Annotated in this window: 17 protein-coding genes; 8 read left to right on the forward strand and 9 right to left on the reverse strand. The window is 73.1% G+C overall.

Annotated features, from left to right (window positions below):
* The first annotated feature begins 103 nt into the window (after nt 1-103).
* The 4 genes from CR470_RS12415 to CR470_RS12430 all read left to right on the forward strand — a co-directional run bounded on the left by CR470_RS12415 (nt 104) and on the right by CR470_RS12430 (nt 3,430).
* Nucleotides 104-703 carry a redoxin domain-containing protein gene (locus CR470_RS12415; RefSeq protein WP_097867649.1) on the forward strand — a complete coding sequence of 200 codons (600 nt, stop codon included), beginning with the start codon at nt 104-106 and terminating at the stop codon, nt 701-703.
* Between the two features lie 6 nt (nt 704-709).
* Nucleotides 710-1,609 (forward strand): cytochrome c biogenesis CcdA family protein, encoded by a 900-nt coding sequence (locus CR470_RS12420; protein WP_097867650.1) that lies wholly within the window; start codon nt 710-712, stop codon nt 1,607-1,609.
* A 151-nt stretch (nt 1,610-1,760) separates the two neighbouring features.
* Nucleotides 1,761-3,293: a sodium-dependent transporter gene (locus tag CR470_RS12425; protein ID WP_097867651.1), complete on the forward strand. Its 1,533-nt coding sequence runs from the start codon at nt 1,761-1,763 to the stop codon at nt 3,291-3,293.
* Nucleotides 3,293-3,430: a methionine/alanine import family NSS transporter small subunit gene (locus CR470_RS12430; RefSeq protein WP_097867652.1), complete on the forward strand. Its 138-nt coding sequence runs from the start codon at nt 3,293-3,295 to the stop codon at nt 3,428-3,430. Before CR470_RS12425 ends, CR470_RS12430 begins: the two co-directional genes overlap by 1 nt.
* 28 nt (nt 3,431-3,458) lie before the next feature.
* On the opposite strand, the gene CR470_RS12435 is transcribed toward CR470_RS12430, so the two are convergent.
* Both CR470_RS12435 and CR470_RS12440 read right to left on the reverse strand, forming a co-directional pair.
* Complete coding sequence (locus CR470_RS12435) at nt 3,459-4,244, reverse strand: potassium channel family protein (RefSeq protein ID WP_097867653.1); 786 nt, start codon at nt 4,242-4,244, stop codon at nt 3,459-3,461.
* A gap of 183 nt (nt 4,245-4,427) precedes the next feature.
* Nucleotides 4,428-5,168, reverse strand: coding sequence for an SDR family NAD(P)-dependent oxidoreductase (locus CR470_RS12440; RefSeq protein WP_097867654.1), 741 nt, complete (start codon nt 5,166-5,168; stop codon nt 4,428-4,430).
* A gap of 113 nt (nt 5,169-5,281) precedes the next feature.
* On the opposite strand from CR470_RS12440, the gene CR470_RS12445 reads away from it, so the two are divergent.
* Entirely contained in the window at nt 5,282-5,902 is a 621-nt protein-coding gene (locus CR470_RS12445; protein ID WP_097867655.1) for a TetR/AcrR family transcriptional regulator, read from the forward strand.
* A 69-nt stretch (nt 5,903-5,971) separates the two neighbouring features.
* Here CR470_RS12445 and CR470_RS12450 read toward each other — a convergent pair whose 3' ends face one another.
* Nucleotides 5,972-6,151: a hypothetical protein gene (locus tag CR470_RS12450; protein ID WP_097867656.1), complete on the reverse strand. Its 180-nt coding sequence runs from the start codon at nt 6,149-6,151 to the stop codon at nt 5,972-5,974.
* 162 nt (nt 6,152-6,313) lie between these two features.
* Here CR470_RS12450 and CR470_RS12455 point away from each other — a divergent pair, with 162 nt between their 5' ends.
* Nucleotides 6,314-7,576, forward strand: a complete 1,263-nt coding sequence (locus CR470_RS12455; RefSeq protein ID WP_097867657.1) for an MFS transporter — start codon at nt 6,314-6,316, stop codon at nt 7,574-7,576.
* 81 nt (nt 7,577-7,657) lie between these two features.
* Here the strand turns inward: CR470_RS12455 and CR470_RS12460 are convergent, their stop codons facing one another.
* From CR470_RS12460 to CR470_RS12470, 3 genes are all read right to left on the reverse strand, one after another.
* Entirely contained in the window at nt 7,658-9,007 is a 1,350-nt protein-coding gene (locus CR470_RS12460) for a carboxyl transferase domain-containing protein (RefSeq protein WP_097867658.1), read from the reverse strand.
* Nucleotides 8,997-10,538 (reverse strand): acyl-CoA synthetase, encoded by a 1,542-nt coding sequence (locus CR470_RS12465; protein ID WP_097867659.1) that lies wholly within the window; start codon nt 10,536-10,538, stop codon nt 8,997-8,999. The genes CR470_RS12460 and CR470_RS12465 overlap by 11 nt, the downstream gene beginning before the upstream one ends.
* Nucleotides 10,539-10,747: 209 nt before the next feature.
* Nucleotides 10,748-11,971 (reverse strand): nitrate/nitrite transporter, encoded by a 1,224-nt coding sequence (locus CR470_RS12470; protein WP_097867660.1) that lies wholly within the window; start codon nt 11,969-11,971, stop codon nt 10,748-10,750.
* A gap of 184 nt (nt 11,972-12,155) precedes the next feature.
* Here CR470_RS12470 and CR470_RS12475 point away from each other — a divergent pair, with 184 nt between their 5' ends.
* Nucleotides 12,156-12,587: an Lrp/AsnC family transcriptional regulator gene (locus CR470_RS12475; protein WP_030078115.1), complete on the forward strand. Its 432-nt coding sequence runs from the start codon at nt 12,156-12,158 to the stop codon at nt 12,585-12,587.
* 51 nt (nt 12,588-12,638) lie between these two features.
* Here the strand turns inward: CR470_RS12475 and CR470_RS12480 are convergent, their stop codons facing one another.
* The 3 genes from CR470_RS12480 to CR470_RS12490 all read right to left on the reverse strand — a co-directional run bounded on the left by CR470_RS12480 (nt 12,639) and on the right by CR470_RS12490 (nt 16,003).
* Nucleotides 12,639-14,216, reverse strand: coding sequence for a sensor histidine kinase (locus CR470_RS12480; RefSeq protein WP_097867661.1), 1,578 nt, complete (start codon nt 14,214-14,216; stop codon nt 12,639-12,641).
* A 49-nt stretch (nt 14,217-14,265) separates the two neighbouring features.
* Nucleotides 14,266-15,303, reverse strand: a complete 1,038-nt coding sequence (locus CR470_RS12485; RefSeq protein WP_097867662.1) for a rod shape-determining protein — start codon at nt 15,301-15,303, stop codon at nt 14,266-14,268.
* 130 nt (nt 15,304-15,433) lie between these two features.
* Nucleotides 15,434-16,003 carry a hypothetical protein gene (locus tag CR470_RS12490; RefSeq protein WP_097867663.1) on the reverse strand — a complete coding sequence of 190 codons (570 nt, stop codon included), beginning with the start codon at nt 16,001-16,003 and terminating at the stop codon, nt 15,434-15,436.
* Between the two features lie 123 nt (nt 16,004-16,126).
* Between CR470_RS12490 and CR470_RS41470 the strand changes: the two genes are divergently transcribed.
* Nucleotides 16,127-16,228, forward strand: a 102-nt coding sequence (locus CR470_RS41470) for an SCO2400 family protein (RefSeq protein WP_441350777.1), incomplete at its 3' end; no start/stop codon positions are given.

The following is a 16,228-nucleotide window of genomic DNA, read 5'->3' on the forward strand; positions in this document are numbered from 1 at the left end:
CCCGCGGATCGCCCGACGTCACCGAACCGTAAGTCCTCCACCACCCGCGAGACGGGGAGAGCGGTTCTACAGTCGCACCAACCCGAGCACCCAGGAGTCGTCCATGCGCGCCCGCACCGCTCTGCCCACCGCCCTCGCCGCAGCCCTGCTCACCCTCACGGGATGTGGGGAGGGAAGCGGTTCTGACGAGCCGACGGGTGCATCGCCCTCGAACGCTTCACCCTCCGACGCCTCACCCGTGCCACGGCAGCCCGCCACCTCCGACGCGGGCGGGGGCGCGGACGGCGGGGCTCCGGTACCGCGGGCGCTGCGGTTCACCGCGACCACGGTGGACGGGAAGCCGTTCGATGCCACGACGCTGGCGGGCAGGCCGACCGTGCTGTGGTTCTGGGCGCCCTGGTGCCCCAAGTGCAAGGCCCAGGCCGCGGCGACCGCGAAGGTCGCCGCCGACCACGCGGGTGAGGCCAACGTCGTCGGTGTGGCGGGTCTGGACAAGAACGAGGCCATGAAGGACTTCGTCGCCGACACGAAGACCGGTGGCTTCCCCCAGCTGTCCGACGAGAACGGTGAGGTCTGGAAGCGGTTCGAGGTCACCGAGCAGAGCCGCTACGTCATCCTCGACAAGGAGGGCAAGACCGTCTACGAGGGCGTCCTCCCCTCGGGTGAAGGGCTGGCCGAGAAGGTCGCCGGGCTGACCGGCTGAACCGCGATGTCCGATCTTCCGCTCGCCCTCGCGCTCACCGCGGGCGTCCTCGCCGCCGTCAACCCGTGCGGCTTCGCCCTGCTCCCCGCCTACCTCTCCCTCCTCGTCCTCGGTGACGACAGCCCCTCCCGTGGTGTCGCCGTCGGCCGGGCCCTGACCGCGACGGCCTCCATCACCCTCGGCTTCGCGGCCCTGTTCGGCGTGTTCGGCCTGGCGATCCAGCCAGTCGCCGGTCAGGTCCAGGCACATCTGCCCTGGTTCACCATCACGTTCGGCACACTCATGGCCCTGGCCGGGGCCTGGCTCGCGGCCGGCCGGCAGTTGCCCGCTCTCCTGCCGAAAGTCCGACGGGCTCCCACGGTGACCCGCTCCGTCCCCTCGATGGCCCTGTTCGGCATGGCGTACGCGACCGCGTCCCTCGGCTGCACCATCGCCCCGTTCCTCGCCATCGTCGTCTCGGCGTTCCGCGGCGGCTCCACCGCCGAAGGGATCGTCCTGTTCGCCGCGTACGCGGCCGGCATGGGGCTGATCGTCGCCGTCGCTTCCCTGACCGTCGCCCTCACCCGCAGCGCGGCCGTCAGCCGCCTGCGCCGCTTCGGCGCGTTCGCCCCCCGCGTCGGCGGCGGACTCCTCCTGCTCGTCGGTGCGTATGTCGCCCACTACGGCTGGTACGAGATCCGTGTCCAGCGCGATCCCGCCACGACCGATCCGGTCATCGACGCCGCAGGCGCCGCCCAGCGTGTCCTCGCCGACACCCTGGACACCGTCGGCCCCGCCGCCCTGGCCGGGTTCCTGGCCCTTCTGCTCGCGGCGGCCTGGGCGGTCCGCCGCAGCCGGGCCCGCAGAGCCACCCGCACCGAACCCCGGCCGACATCGGCGCCCGGCGGCGCCGACGATCAGCCGTGACCGCCCTTCGGGTGAAGACAACTGTTCGACGGCAGGCTCCGGCCCTGCGGCCTCCATCTCCCGAGCCCGGTCACCGCGCCGTCGGTCCCTCTCCGCGCTAACGTGCCATCAGCTCGATCCGCAGCGGCATGAGGAGACCCGAGGACCGCATATGACAGTGCAGCCACGTGAGCAATGGTCCACCCGCACCGGCTTCCTGCTGGCCGCCATCGGTTCGGCCGTCGGACTCGGTAACATCTGGCGCTTCCCCGCCATCGCCTACGAGAACGGCGGCGGGGCCTTCCTGCTGCCGTACCTCATCGCACTCCTCACGGCGGGCATCCCGCTGCTGATCATGGAGTACACCATCGGGCGGAAGTACCGTCTGTCGCCGCCGGCCGCACTGCGCAGGATGGCCCGGCCGGCCGAGGCCATCGGGTGGTGGCAGGTCGTGATCTCCTTCGTGATCGCCACCTATTACGCCGTCATCATCGCCTGGGCCGTGCGCTATGTGGGCTTCTCCTTCGGCCAGCAGTGGGGCGACGACCCGGAGGCCTTCCTCTTCGGCGACTTCCTGCGGGCACCGGAGACACCGAGCTTCCTCGACGGTTTCGTCCCCGGGGTCTTCTGGCCGCTCATCGCCGTGTGGGTGGTCGTGCTGGTCATCCTGGCATTCGGTATCCGGCGCGGCATCGAGCGAGCCAACAAGATCTTCATTCCGCTCCTCTTCGTCCTGTTCGCCGCGCTGGTGGTCCGCGCGCTCATGCTGGACGGGGCGGCCCTCGGACTCGACGCCCTCTTCACGCCGGACTGGTCGGAGCTCGGCAACGGCAGCGTCTGGGTCGCCGCCTACGGGCAGATCTTCTTCTCGCTGTCCATCGGCTTCGGCATCATGGTCACGTACGCGTCGTACCTGGGCCGCCGGGCCGACCTGACGGGCTCCGCGATGGTGGCGGGCTTCGCCAACAGCTCGTTCGAGATCCTCGCGGGCATCGGGGTCTTCGCGACCCTGGGCTATCTGGCGACCGCTTCGGGGGTCGGCGTCGACGAAGTCGCCGGCGCGGGCATCGGCCTGGCGTTCGTCGCCTTCCCCGCGGTGATCTCGGAGATGCCGCTCGGCGGCCTCTTCGGCGTGCTGTTCTTCAGCTCCCTGGTGATCGCGGGGCTCTCGTCGCTGATCTCCATCGTGCAGGTGGTCGTCTCCGCCGTGCAGGACCGGACCGGCATGCGTCGCATGCCGGCGGTCCTGGGCATCGGCGGCCTGATCGCGCTGGTGTCGGTCCTGCTCTTCCCGAACGAGTCCGGCATCTATCTGCTCGACGCGTCCGACCACTTCATCAACCAGTACGGCATCGCCCTGGCCGCCCTGGTCGGGCTGATCGTCGTCGTCTGGGTGCTGCGGCAGCTGCCCAGCCTCCAGGAGAACGCCGACGCCACCTCCGCCGTCCGGCTCGGCCGCTGGTGGCGTATCTGCCTCGGCTTCATCACACCGCTGGTGCTGGGCTGGATGATGGTCGACAGCCTGCGGACCGAGTTCGAGGAGAACTACGAGGGCTACTCGACCGGATTCCTGCTCTCCGCGGGCTGGAGCGTCGCCATCGGAGCACTGTTGGTCGGGGTGATCCTCACGCTGATGCCATGGCCGGCCGGCCGTGAGGACATCGACCTGGACATGGAGTCGCCGGCCGACGGGAAGGACCGCTGATGTCCACCAGCGCCATCGTCATGATGATCATCGCCATTCTCATCGTCTGGGGTGGGCTGATCGCCGCCATCCTCCGGCTGAGGAAGCACCCGGACACTCCGGATCCGCTGCCGCCCGGCTCCCATCCGGCCGAGTGACCGAGTCCTGGCGGTAGCGTCGCCCCGCTCACCCGGGACCACGTTCCGGTCCGTGCGCACACGGTCCGGCAGAGGACGGGCCGGGCACCTTCGGTGCTTCGGGCCCGGAGGCGCCCGCCAGGCCCGCCACCTCGGCCCGCAGAGCGGTGACCTCCGCCGTCAGGGCTTCCAGGAGGGCCGTCTGCTTGCGTCCCTCGGCGTTGTCCCGGTCGAATCGCGAAATGAACCAGGCCGCGATGTTCGCCGTGACGACACCGAGCAGCGCGATGCCGGAGAGCATCAGTCCCACGGCGAGCAGACGGCCGAGCCCGGTGGTGGGCGCCAGGTCTCCGTATCCCACCGTCGTCATGGTGGTGAAGGACCACCACACCGCGTCCCCGATCGTGCGAATGTTGCCGCTCGGCGCGTCCCGCTCGACCTGGAGCACCGCCAGCGAACCGAACATCATGAGGCCGACGACGGCCCCGGCGACGTAGACGGTCATCGTGATCTGTGGGGCGTGCCTGGCCCGCCGGCCCACCAGCAGCAGTGTGGACACCAGCCGCAGCAGACGCAGCGGCTGGACCAGGGGCAGGACCACCGCCAGCAGGTCCAGCGGGTGGCTGCGGACGAAAGCCCACCTCAGGGGAGCGAGCAGCAGCCGCGTCACGTAGTCGCCGGCGAACGCCGCCCATACCGCCCACTCGGCCGCCCGGCACGCCGTGTGCGCCCAGCCCGGCGCGTCAGGAGCGAGGACGGGGACGGCGTAGGCGACGGCGAACACCACAGCCAGCACGAGCAAGGGGGTCCGTGTGCGCTGTTCCCACTGGTCCAGGGCGATTCAATGCTTCATACGGGCATCGTAGGAACGGGACGGGCGACGCCCCCCAGGGGCATCCGCCCGTGATCCCGTACGGGGCGCCGATCGGTGACGTCGGCCGGTAGGCGGATCGGGCCCGGTGGTCAGGGCGACGGCACCGTCGCTTCCCCTTCGTCGCCGTCCGGCGACCCGTCGCGGTCAGGCGGTGTAGCCACCGTCGACCGCGAGAGAGGTGCCGGTGATCCACTGGGCGTCGGGGCCGGCGAGGAAGACCACGGCCTTCGCGGTGTCGGCCCCCGCGCCCAGAACCTTCGCCGCGGTCCTCAGGCGCTCCTCCTCGGCCTCGTCCGTGCCGTCCGGGTTCATGTCGGTGACGGTGGGCCCGGGGTCCACGAGGTTCGCGGTGATCCCCTTGGGCGCCACGTCGTGGGCCAGGCCCTTGGTGAAGCCGATCAGCGCCGACTTGCTCATGGCGTAGAGCGTCACGTCCGGCACCGGCACGCGGTTGGCCCAGCAGCTCCCGATGCTGATGACGCGGCCGCCGTGTCCCAGGTGGGGAATGGCCGCCTGGGTGGCCAGGAAGACGGCACGCACGTGGACGGCCAGCGTGCGGTCGATCTCCTCCAGCGTCACGCCCTCGATCGGGCCGTAGGGGAAGACTCCGGCGTTGTTCACCAGGATGTCGAGCCGGCCGAGCTCCGCCGCGGTCTGCTCGACGGACCGGACGACGGCCGCCGGGTCCGCGCTGTCGGCCCGGATGGCCAGACCCCTGCGCCCGAGCGCCTCGATCGCCTTGACGACCTCCTGGGCCTTGTCGGCCGCGCTCACATACGTCAGGGCGACGTCCGCGCCCTCCTCCGCCAGTCGGAGGGCGGTCGCGGCACCGATGCCGCGGCTTCCTCCGGTCACCAGTGCCACTTTGCCCGCGAGCTGAGGCATCTCGCTCCCTTCACGCTGAGTCGGATAGCTGAGCCATATATTTAGGTCGGACGATCCAAAAATACTAAACAGGCAGGATGGCCGGGGGTCAACCCTTGTCCGAGGAGGCAGACATGGCCGAAAGAGGCCGCCCGCGCGCGTTCGACCGCACCGCGGCGCTGCGGCGCGCGATGGAGACGTTCTGGGAGTTCGGTTACGAGGGCACGAAGCTCACGGACCTGACCGCCGCCATGGGCATCAACTCCGCCAGCCTGTACAACACATTCGGCTCGAAAGAGCAGTTGTTCCACGAGGCCGTCGCACTCTACGACCGCACCGCGGGCTCGGCTACCAACCGCGCGCTGCGCGAGGCGCCGACGGCACGCGCCGCGGTGGAGGCCATGCTGCGCGGCAACATCGATGCCTTCACCGACCCGGAGACCCCGAGCGGCTGCATGATCGTGCTGTCGGCCACGAACTGTTCGCACCAGAACAGGGAGGTCGCCGAGCACCTGGCCCGGTGGCGGCGGACCTCGGTCGCGGAGCTGGAGAAACGGCTGGACCGGGCCGTCGCGGAGGGGGAGCTGGCGCGGGGGACGGACGTGCGCGCGATCGCCGCCTTCTACGCGACCCTCCTGCACGGGTTGTCGATTGAGGCCCGGGACGGCGTGTCCCTGGAGCGGCTCCGTTCCACCGTGGACCACGCCGTGAACCTGTGGGACTCCCTGGTGCGGCAGTCGGCCGGACAGCGGTGAGGGGCGCACGGCTGCATCAGGGCCGGACGCCCCCTTGTGCGCCGGGAGAGGCCAGTCGCAGGCGGCTGACTACTCGACCGCCTCGGTGTAGGCGATGAGCGATTTCTCGATGGCGTCCGGGTCGTCGACGCCGGAGTCGCGGGTCTCGACTGTTGTGTAGATCGTCCGTACGCCCCGTACGGGTAGCGCGCGCTGTGCGGCACGAGGGGCTTCAGGCCCCGGGTGCCGTACCTCCGACCGGGGACGCACATGGAGGGGCCGCCCCCCGGGCGAGCACCGGGACCAACGTCCGCACCAGGTCCGATACGAACTCCGTGCCCAGCCCGCGCGGCGTTCTTCCTCGCGGATTTCGGCCGTACCGCGAGGTGGGAGATGGCGGCCGTCCCGAGGCGGGCGTGGCTACCATCCTCTGTGACCGAAACGACCGAACCGCCCGCACGCCGCCGCATACTCGCCGACCTCACCCCGCTGCGGCACTCGCCCGATTACCGGCGGCTCTGGTTCGGGAACACCGTTTCGTGGATCGGCCAGGGCATGACGGCGCTGGCGGTCTCGCTCCAGGTCTACGACATCACCGGGTCCGCGTTCTCCGTGGGGCTCATCGGGTTCTGCTCACTGGTGCCGCTGGTCGTCTTCGGGCTCTACGGCGGGGCCGTCGCGGACACCGTCGACCGGCGCAAACTCGGCCTGTTCAGCGCCGCCGGGTCGTTCGCGCTCTCCGTCGTCCTGGTGGCGGCGACCGTCGCGGGCATCGAGCGGGTCGGACTGCTGTACGCGGTCGTCGCCCTCCAGGCCGTCTGCTTCGCCCTCAACGCACCGGCCCGCTCCTCGATGATCGCCCGGCTGCTGCCGGCCGAGCAACTGCCCGCCGCCAACGCGCTGAACTCCATGACCAGCACGACGGGCGCGCTCGTCGGGCCGATGCTGGGCGGCCTGATCGTCGGCTGGTGGGGATACCGCGCCGCGTACTCCGTCGACGTCGCCACCTTCGCGGTCTCCCTGTACACGATGTGGCGGTTGCCGTCGATGCTGCCCGACCGGCAGGACGGCGACACGGGCAAGCGGGCCTCCGTCCTGGACGGGCTGCGGTTCCTCGGGACCCGGCCGAACCTGCGGATGACCTTCTTCACCGACCTGTGCGCGATGGTGCTCGCCCACCCCCGCGCCCTCTTCCCGGTCGTCGCGGTCCTCTGGTACGGGGGCGACGCGCGGACCACCGGACTGCTCGTCGCCGCCCCGGCCCTCGGCATGCTGCTCGGCGGGGTGTTCTCCGGCTGGCTCGGCCGGATCCGGCGGCAGGGACTCGCGATCCTGCTGGCCGTCGGCTCCTGGGGCGCCGCCATCGCCGTCTTCGGGCTCACCCGCAACCTCTGGCTCGGGCTGCTGTTCCTGGCGCTCGCAGGATGCGCGGACACCATCTCCATGGTCTTCCGCAACACGATGCTCCAGGCGGCCGCGCCCGACGAGATGCGCGGCCGGCTCCAGGGCGTCTTCATCGTCGTCGTGGCGGGCGGCCCCCGCCTCGGGGACTTCCTAGCGGGCTCGGTGGCCGACCTCACCACCCCCGCCGTCGCCGTCACCGGCGGCGGCGTCCTGTGTGTGACCGGGGTGGCCCTGCTCGCGCTGAAGTGGCGCGCCTTCGCCCGCTACGACGCCCACGACCCGCAGCCGTAGCCGCGTCCCGCGCCCCGTAGTCGCGCTCCGTAACCCCGCCCCGCGCCCGGTAGCGGGGTCCGGCCGTCTGCCGCCGCCCGCTCAGCCGACGATCGAGCGGGCGAAGCCCAGGTCCAGCAGGTCCTGCGGGCGCAGCCGCAACTGGTCGGCGGTGGCGTCGGTCTCCGAGGGTGACCGCTTGAGGATCGCGGCGGCCAGTTCCGGGGCGATGACGGAGAAGTAACTGTCCGCCGTGACATGGGTGTTGTCCGGTGCCGCGAGAGCCAGCGCCCCGCCCGAACCGCCTTCGCCGATCACCAGTGTCGTCACCGGCACCCGTGCCGCCGCGATGGCCGCGAAGGTGTCCGCGATGGCCGCGCCCGCGCCCGCCCGTTCCGCCTCGGCGTCGTTGGCCGCGCCCGGGGTGTCGACGAGGGTGAGGACCGGGACGCCGAGCCGGTCCGCCAGCCGGATGGTCCGGGCCGCCGCGCGGTACCCGGCCGGGCGGGTCGGCGTCCCGCACTGGGCGACGTACGCGACGGGCGACCCGTCCGCGCGCAGCCCGAAACCGCACAGCAGCCCGGGGTCCGTACCGCCGCACCGGTCCCCGTGGAGGGGGAGCCGGGTGGCGAAGTGGTCGGCGAGATACGCCTCCGCGCGAGGCCGCCGAGGATCGCGGGCCGCCGCCACCGCCTCCCGCCCGGTCTCCGGGAGCCGGGCCGCCGACAGTGCGCGGGGCAACGCGGCGGCGGGGAGCGCGCCGTGCGGGCCGAGCGCGCGCAGCCAGTGCGTCAGCTCCCGGGCCAGCTCGCCCGGCGGGACGACCGCGTCCACCTGGCCCGCCGCGAACTGTCCCTCGGCGCTGTACGCGTGAGGATCCGCGTCCGCCGGCCGCACCCGGGAACCGGCGAAGCCGACCTGCGCGCCCGGCAGCGCCAGCAGCACATCGGCGCCCGCCCCCACCGTGGCCCAGCCGCCGCCGGTCGTCGGGTCGCGGACCACCGCGATCTGCGGGAGCCCGGCCGCCCGCAGCCGGGCGGAGGCGGCGGCCACCCGCTGGAGCTGGGTGAGCGCGACCATGCCCTCCTGCATCCGGCTGCCGCCGGTGGCGACGAGCGCGAGCAGGGGCAGCCGCCGGGCCAGGGCCAGCTCGTACGCTGCCACCAGCCGGTCACCCGTCAGCCGGCCCAACGAGCCGCCCAGGAAACCGAATTCGAAGGCGAGCAGCACGCACGCGCGGTCTCCGACGACCCCGGTGCCGTACACCACGGACTCCTCCTCGCCGGTCCGTGCCCCGGCCCGCTCCCGCGCCGCGTCGTACCCCGCCCAGCCGAGCGGACCGTCCGGCGGCAGAGGGTGCGACGGCGGGCGGTGCTCGGTGAAGCCCGCCGCGCCGGTGAGCAGCGCGATCGTCTGCCGGGCCGTCGCCCGGGCGGGGGAGTCAGCCGGCATGGAGCGACCTCTTCATGATCTTGCCCAGGTCGTTGCGGGGTAGGGCGTCCAGGTAGTGCACGGTGCGCGGGCGCTTGTGCGGGGCCAACTGGTCCGCCACATGGGCCGCCAGCTCCTCGGCGGGGGGCGGGGAGCCGGGATCGGCCGCGACCACCCAGGCCACGACCCGTTCGCCCAGGTCCGGGTCCTCCTCGCCGGTCACGGCCGCTTCCCGGACCCCGGGGTGTGCGAGCAGCACGTTCTCGATCTCGCCCGCGCCGATCTTGTAACCGCCGCTCTTGATCAGGTCGGTGGCCTTGCGCCCGACGATCGTGACGTACCCGTCCTCGTCCACCGTGCCGACGTCCCCCGTACGGAACCAGCCGTCCGCCGTGTGCGCGGCGGCGGTGGCGTCGGGCCGGTTGAGGTAGCCGGTGAACAGGTTCGGACCCCGGACCTGGATCTCGCCGATCTCCCCGGGCGCGCCGAGCACCGTGCCGTCCTCCTCCGCCAGGCGCAGCTCCACCCCGGCGAGCGGCGGGCCCACCGTGCCGGGGCGCGGGGCGCCGTCCGCCCGGATCCCCGTGTTCATCAGGGTCTCCGTCATCCCGTACCGTTCGATCACCCGCCGCCCGGTCGCCGCCGCGATGCGTTCGTGGTCGTGCACGGGCAGCGCCGCCGAGCCGGAGACCAGCAGCCGGGCCCCGGCCAGCGCCCCGGCCAGCGCGTCCCGTCCGTCGCCGTCCGCCGGAGAGCCGTGCACGCTCCCGCCCGCAGGGCCGTCCAGCACCTCCGCCAGCCGGTGGTACATCGTCGGCACCCCGAACAGCATGGTGCCGCCGGAGGCCAGCTCACGGGTCACGCCCTCCGGCGAGAACCTCCCGAGGTGGCGCACGGAGCCGCCGCGCCGCAGCGGGCCGAGGACGCCCAGGATCAGCCCGTGCACATGGAACAGCGGCAGCGCGTGGACCAGGACGTCGCCGCCGGTCCACCCCCAGGCGTCCTCCAGCGCGTCCAGGGACGCGGCGATGGCCCGCCGGGGCAGGACGGCCCCCTTGGGCGGGCCGGTGGTGCCGGAGGTGTAGACGATCAGGGCGGGGGACTCGGGGCCGGCCTCGCCCGCCCCCGTGGGCAGGGCGCCGGGGGCGGCCTCGCCCACCGCGTACCCCTCCGGGCCTTCGGTCCCCGCCCGCGCGTCCACGGTCACACGCCGCAGCTCGTCCAGTGCGGGCGGCAGCGCGTCGTCCGGTCCCGCCAGCACGGCCGTGGGTTCGCTGTCGGCCAGGATGTGCGCCAACTCGCGTTCTCCCGTACGGGGGTTGAGCGGCACGGCCGGGACCCCGGCCCGCAGTGCCGCCACCACCGCGATCACCGTCTCCGGCGTCGGGGTGGCCCAGACGGCGACCCGGCCCGCGTCCGCGATGCGGGCGGCGAGCGCGTCGGAGGCCTCGGCGAGCCGGCCGTAGGCCAGGGACAGGCCACCGAAGCGGACGGCCTCCCGGGAGGCCGCCGGGCCGGTGGGGGACTGGAGCGCGGGAAGGAGGAGGGTCACGCCGGGAAGCCTAGGGCTTCCGGGCGGGCCCCGCCCGGGCCCGGATGCCGATGAGGGCGGCGTCACTCCGGGCCGGTCCGCGGAGGGGCCGTCCTGCCCGCCGCATCGCCGAACGCAGCACCGGCCGACGCGTCCTGGACGGCACCGGGCAGAGCGCCTTCAAGGGGGGTACGCGGACGGCGGCTGCCGTTCTTCCGTGCCCGGGGGTCTCACTCGTCGCGCCGGACGGTCCGCATCCGCCCGTACGCGTAGACACACCCCGCCAGCGCCAGATCGGACAGCAGCATGAAGCCGATCGCGTAACTGTCCTTGGCGCTGTAGATCGCGCCCATCACCAGCGGCGGCACGAAACCGCCCAGCCCGCCCATCGCCCCGACGATGCCCGTCACACTGCCCACCTTCGGCTGCGGCGTCACCTGCGAGACCAGGGCGAACACGCTGCCGCTCGCGGTGCCGAGCCCGGCCGCCATGGCCAGCAGCGCGATCGTGCCGACCGGGTCCAGCGGCGGCTCGAAGGCCTGCACGATCGCCATCAGCGCGGCCAGCAGCAGGGCCACCGAGGTCACCAGCGCCGGGTGGGCCCGGTCCGAGAGCCAGCCGCCGATCGGCCGGAAGACCACCGTGACCAGGGCGAACCCGGCCGCCTTGGTACCCGCCTCGGTCGGCGACATCTCGTACCAGGTCTTCAGATACGTCGGCAGATAGACCCCGAACGCCACGATGCCGCCGAAGCCGATCGCGTACAGCGCCGACAGCTCCCAGGTCACCCGGAGCTTTCCTGCCGCGCCGAGCCGGTGCGTCAGCGTGTCCGTGGGGATCTTCCGGCCGGGGTGGTCGCTGACCAGGACGGCCGCCAGCAGCGCGTACACCACCAGCGCCCCCGCGACCACGAGGAACGGCAGGTTGTCGCCGTGCTCCGCGATGCGCGGGGTGAAGTAGCCCGACAGCGCCACCCCGCCCATGCCCATCCCGAACACACCCAGCGCGAAGCCCCGTTTGGCGGGCGGGAACCACGAGTTGACCAGCGGGACGCCGATCGCGAACGTCGTCCCGCCGAGCCCCAGCAGGAACCCGACCGCGATCATCGCCCCGTAGGAGTCCTTCGCCGGGATCAGCAGCAGCACCGGCACGATCGTCAGCGCCGACACGAGCGGGAACATCACCTTCGCGCCGTACTTGTCCGTCAGAGCCCCCACCGGGATCCGGCCGAGCGACCCGACGAGCACCGGCACGGCCACCAGGAAGGACTGCTGGAACGAGCTGAGCCCCAGCCGGTCCTTGTAGTCCCCGGACATCGGCGCGATCAGGTTCCACGCCCAGAAGGTCAGCGCGAAGCCGACCGTCGCCAGGACGAGATTGCGGTACGCGGCCGCGGACGGTGCGGCTGCCGCCGGGGTGGGCGGCTCGGGGGACTGCTTGACGGAGGTGTCCACGCAGGCAAGTCAAGGGCGCGGGGCGCCGCACGGCCCGCCGGACTCCGCCGACCGGGGGACAACGGGTGCCCTCGGCTCCCTCTGCCCCCTGACCCCCTGCCCGCCTGACCCCGCGCCCTGCTGACCTTCCTCGCCTTACTGGTCTCTCTCAGCCGATATCGCCATCAACTGAGACAATCGCGGTATGGATCGGCTGGACAGGGAAATCCTCGGCATTCTCCAGGAGGACGCCCGGATCTCGTACCGGGATCTGGGCGTACGCGTGGGGCTCAGCGCCAACGCGGCGGGCGACCGGGTCCGCCGGATGCGCCGTGACGGGGTCATCCGGGGTTTCACCGTCATCGTCGACCCGGCCGCCGACACCCGTTCGGGCCTGGTCGTCTTCATCGACGTGACCCTGCGCCTCGACACGACGAACGAGGAGTTCGAACGCTCGGTGCTCATGCTGCCCGGGATCACGGAGGTGGTGCACGTGACGGGCGGCCACGATTACCTCGTACGGGCCACCGCCGCCGACCCGGGAGCGCTGGACACCCTGCTGCGCCGGCTGAAACGGGAGGCGGGCATCGCCCACTCCAACACCCGGATCGCCCTGCGGGCGGCCCCGAAACACTGAGCCGGGCGGCCCCGAGTCACGGGCCCCGCCCGGCCCGCCGGCACCCCCGGGTCAGGCCGGGGCCTGCCAGGTCACCGTCGTGGGACGGCCGTCCTCGCCGCGCCCGTCGTCCGCGACCACCAGCCGCACCCCGGCCCGCCCGTCCGGCAGCCGGACCGTGGCGTCCACCTCCACCTCGATGGCCGACACCCCGGGCCTGCGGTGCGCGGCGGCCAGTGCCCCGCGCAGGGCGGCCAGCAGCTCCCGCCCCGTCTCCTCGCCCACCAGCGCGTCCACCGCCCCGGCGAACCGCACCGACGGCGGAAAGCCCAGCAGGGCCGCCGCGCCCCCGGTCTCCCGCAGCACCCGGCCCCGGAAGGTGCTCGGGGCCCCGGCGGGCGGCTGCTGGAGCGCGAAGATCGCGGTGCGGACCTCCTGAATGGTGGAGTCCAGCTCGTCCACGGCCCGGCCCAGCAGCTCATCGGCCTCCGCCCCTCCACCGCCGTCGGCCTCCGCCTCCCTGCTGCCGGCGGTCTCCTCCGACGCGGCCCGGCGGCGGGTCGACTCCAGCATCATCTCGGTGGCGAACAGCCGCTGGACCACCAGGTCGTGCAGGTCACGGGCGATCCGGTCGCGGTCCTCGTACACCGCGAGCTGCTCCCGGTCGGCCTGCGCGTCCGCCAGCACCAGGGCCAGCGCCGCCTGCGAGGCGAACTGGGTCGCCAGCAGCTTGTCCATCTCCGTGTAGGGCCGCTCACCGCGCCGCCGGGGCAGGGCGAGAGTGCCGATGAGCCGCCCGCCGCTCTGCAGCGGCAGCATCATGCTCGGCCCGAAGCGGGAGCGTACGCCGGTGGTCATCCGGGGATCGGTGGCCGAGTCCTCGATGAAGACCGGTTCGCCGCCGAGCAGCTGCACCAGCACCGCGGAACCGGGCTCGATCACCGTGCCGACGATGCCCGCCGGATCGTCCAGCGTGGACGCGGTGACGATCTCCATCCCGCCCTCCTCCGTCGGCTGGAGGATCACCCCGGCCGACGCGCCCGCCAGCACCCGGGCCCGTTCGGCCACCGTCATCAGCGCGTCGGCCGCGTCGGTACCGGTCAGCAGGGCCGTGGTGACGGCCGCCGCTCCCGCGATCCAGCGCTCGCGCTGCCGGGCCGTCGCGTACAGCCGGGCGTTGCCGATCGCGATGCCCGCCTGGGCGGCCAGGACCCGCAGCAGGGCCAGATCCGCGTCGCTGAACGGCCCCGACGGCTTCTCGGCGAGGCAGAGATGCCCGAACACCTCGGTGTGGACCAGGATCGGCGCCCGCAGGAAGCTCCGCGCCGGAGGGCGGCCGGGCGGACGGTCCGGCCGGTCCTCATCGGCCAGGGCCGCCGCCGGCCCCCCGGAGGAGTCGTCCGGGAAGAGGTCGAGCCGCTGCCGCTCCGCCTCCGTCATCCCGGCGGTGTACAGCCCCTCGACCCGGTCCCGGTCCGGGTCCAGCACCCCGAGCGCACCGTGGCGGGCCCCGGTGAGGGCGGTGGAGGTGTCCACGATCTGCTGGAGGGTGGAGCCCAGCTCCAGGTCGCTGCCGACGTTGAGGACGGCCTCCAGGAGCATCGGCAGCCGCCCGGCGGCGGACGGGCCGGGCTCCACCGGCCCCGTCATCCGCGCCGTCCGCGTCGGCCGTTCCACCGCCCGGTCCGTGCCGACGCGCTCACCCCGCCAGCGGGTTGAGGACCATCGGCTGGATCTTGCCGTCCAGCATCGCGCCCAGGCCGAGCACCGAGCAGACGTCGGGGCGCTCGGCGATGTGCACCGGCATGCCGGTCGCGTCGCGCAGCATCTGGTCGAGGCCCGGGAGCAGCGCGCTGCCGCCCACCATCATGATTCCCCGGTCCGCGAGGTCGGCCACCAGGTCCGGCGGGCAGGCGCGGAGGACCTTGCCCACCCCGTCGAGCACCGCGGTGAGCGGGGTGTGGATGGCCCGCCGCACGGCGGCGGTGTCGACCTCCACCGAGCGGGCCAGACCGGTCGCCACGTCACGGCCGTGGATCTCGGTGAGGGCGGGGCCGGTCAGCTGGAGGCCGTTGCCGTGCAGCGCCAGCTGCAGCGGGCGAACGGACTGGCTCGGGAGCAGCAGTTCGTGGTGCTGGCGCAGATGCTGGATGATCGCCTCGTCGATGGCGTTGCCGCCCACCGGGATCCGGACGGCGGTCACGATCGATCCGAGCGAGAGCACCGCGATCTGGGTGGTGGCGGCCCCGCACACCATGATCATGGTGGCGGTCGGCTGCTCGACCGGCAGCCCGCAGCCCACGGCCGCCGCGATCAGGGTGTCCACCAGCTCGACCCGGCGGGCGCCGAGCCCGACCAGGGTCTCCACCGTCGCGCGCTGGGCCAGCGGATCGGCCTCGTGCGGGGTGCAGGCGGCGGCGCGCAGCCGGGGCTTGCGGCGCAGTTGGCGGCGGAGCTTGTCGCCCAGCAGATGGCGCAGCATCCGCTGGGCCATCTCGATGTCGACCACCGTGCCGCCGGAGACCGGACGGGCCACCCGGATGTACTCCGGCGTACGGCCGGTCATCTGCTCGGCGAGCGCGCCGACGGCGATGAGGGAGCCGGTACGGGTGTTGACGGCGGCGACGCTGGGTTCGTCGACGACGAGCCCGAGCCCCTTGACGTACACCCGGGTCCTCGCGGCCCCGAGATCGACGGCGACATGGCAACGCTGCAACTGCTCAAGGCTGACGGTCACGGCGAGTTCTCCCGAGAGCGCGGACGGTGGCACCGGCGGCAGCCGGTCTCTTCTTGCATGGTCGCGCTCTCCCGCCCGTCGCGCGCGCTGAGCTGCGCCGTAAGGGGGCAGGAACTGACGGATCCTCAGGTCAGCGGGCCGGGAGCAGTCGCTGGAACAGACCCCAGGTGAACTCGGCGACCCGCTCCCGGCCGGTGACCGGGTCGGTGACGGCCAGCGACCACCGGGTCGGGGCGCTGCCCTCCATCGGCCGGGCCGGGGGAAAGGCGCGGGCCGCCTCGTCCACGGTGCACGACCACGGGCGCAGCGCCTCCGGAGAGGTCAGCTCGGGCCCGGCCGCGCCCGGGGCCCGCACCAGCCACGCGTTCCACACGGCCCCGCCGGGCCCGGCCATCACCTCGAACCGCAGGTCCGGCCAGAGCGGCACCGGCCACAGCAGCGCCTCGCACTCCAGGTCCCCGACCCGGCGCGGCAGGGTCGCCTCCGGTTCACCGAGCACCGAGCGGTAGCGCCGCAGCGACCCCCGCCCCCGGGGCGCCCGGACCATGGCCTGCCAGCGGCGGTTGGCCTCCCGCATGTCGGCGAGGGAGGCGCTCAGTTCGTGCCGGGCCTCTTCGACCAGGCCGGGCTGGTGGTCGGCCATCCGGCGCAGCAGCACGAGCTGGAACTGGAGGGGGCCGAAGGGGGCGGGAGCGGTCATGCCGCCCATCCTCCCGCGTGTCAGGCGTATCGGACCGGCCGTCCGCGGAATCGGGCTTCGTCACAAGATCCTCACCTGTGCGGCTTCCCTGGTTGTTCCGCGCACGCCTACTCTGCGGGCGCCATGGATTACTGCCCCCCGTGCCGACGGCATCTCAACGGAGCCCTGGCCTGCGCCGGGTGCGGAACTCCCGCCGAGGCGCTGGGCCCCTACGCCGTGCCCGCG

Origin of the sequence: Streptomyces sp. rh34, assembly GCF_002551245.1 — a bacterium.
Classification (GTDB): domain Bacteria; phylum Actinomycetota; class Actinomycetes; order Streptomycetales; family Streptomycetaceae; genus Streptomyces.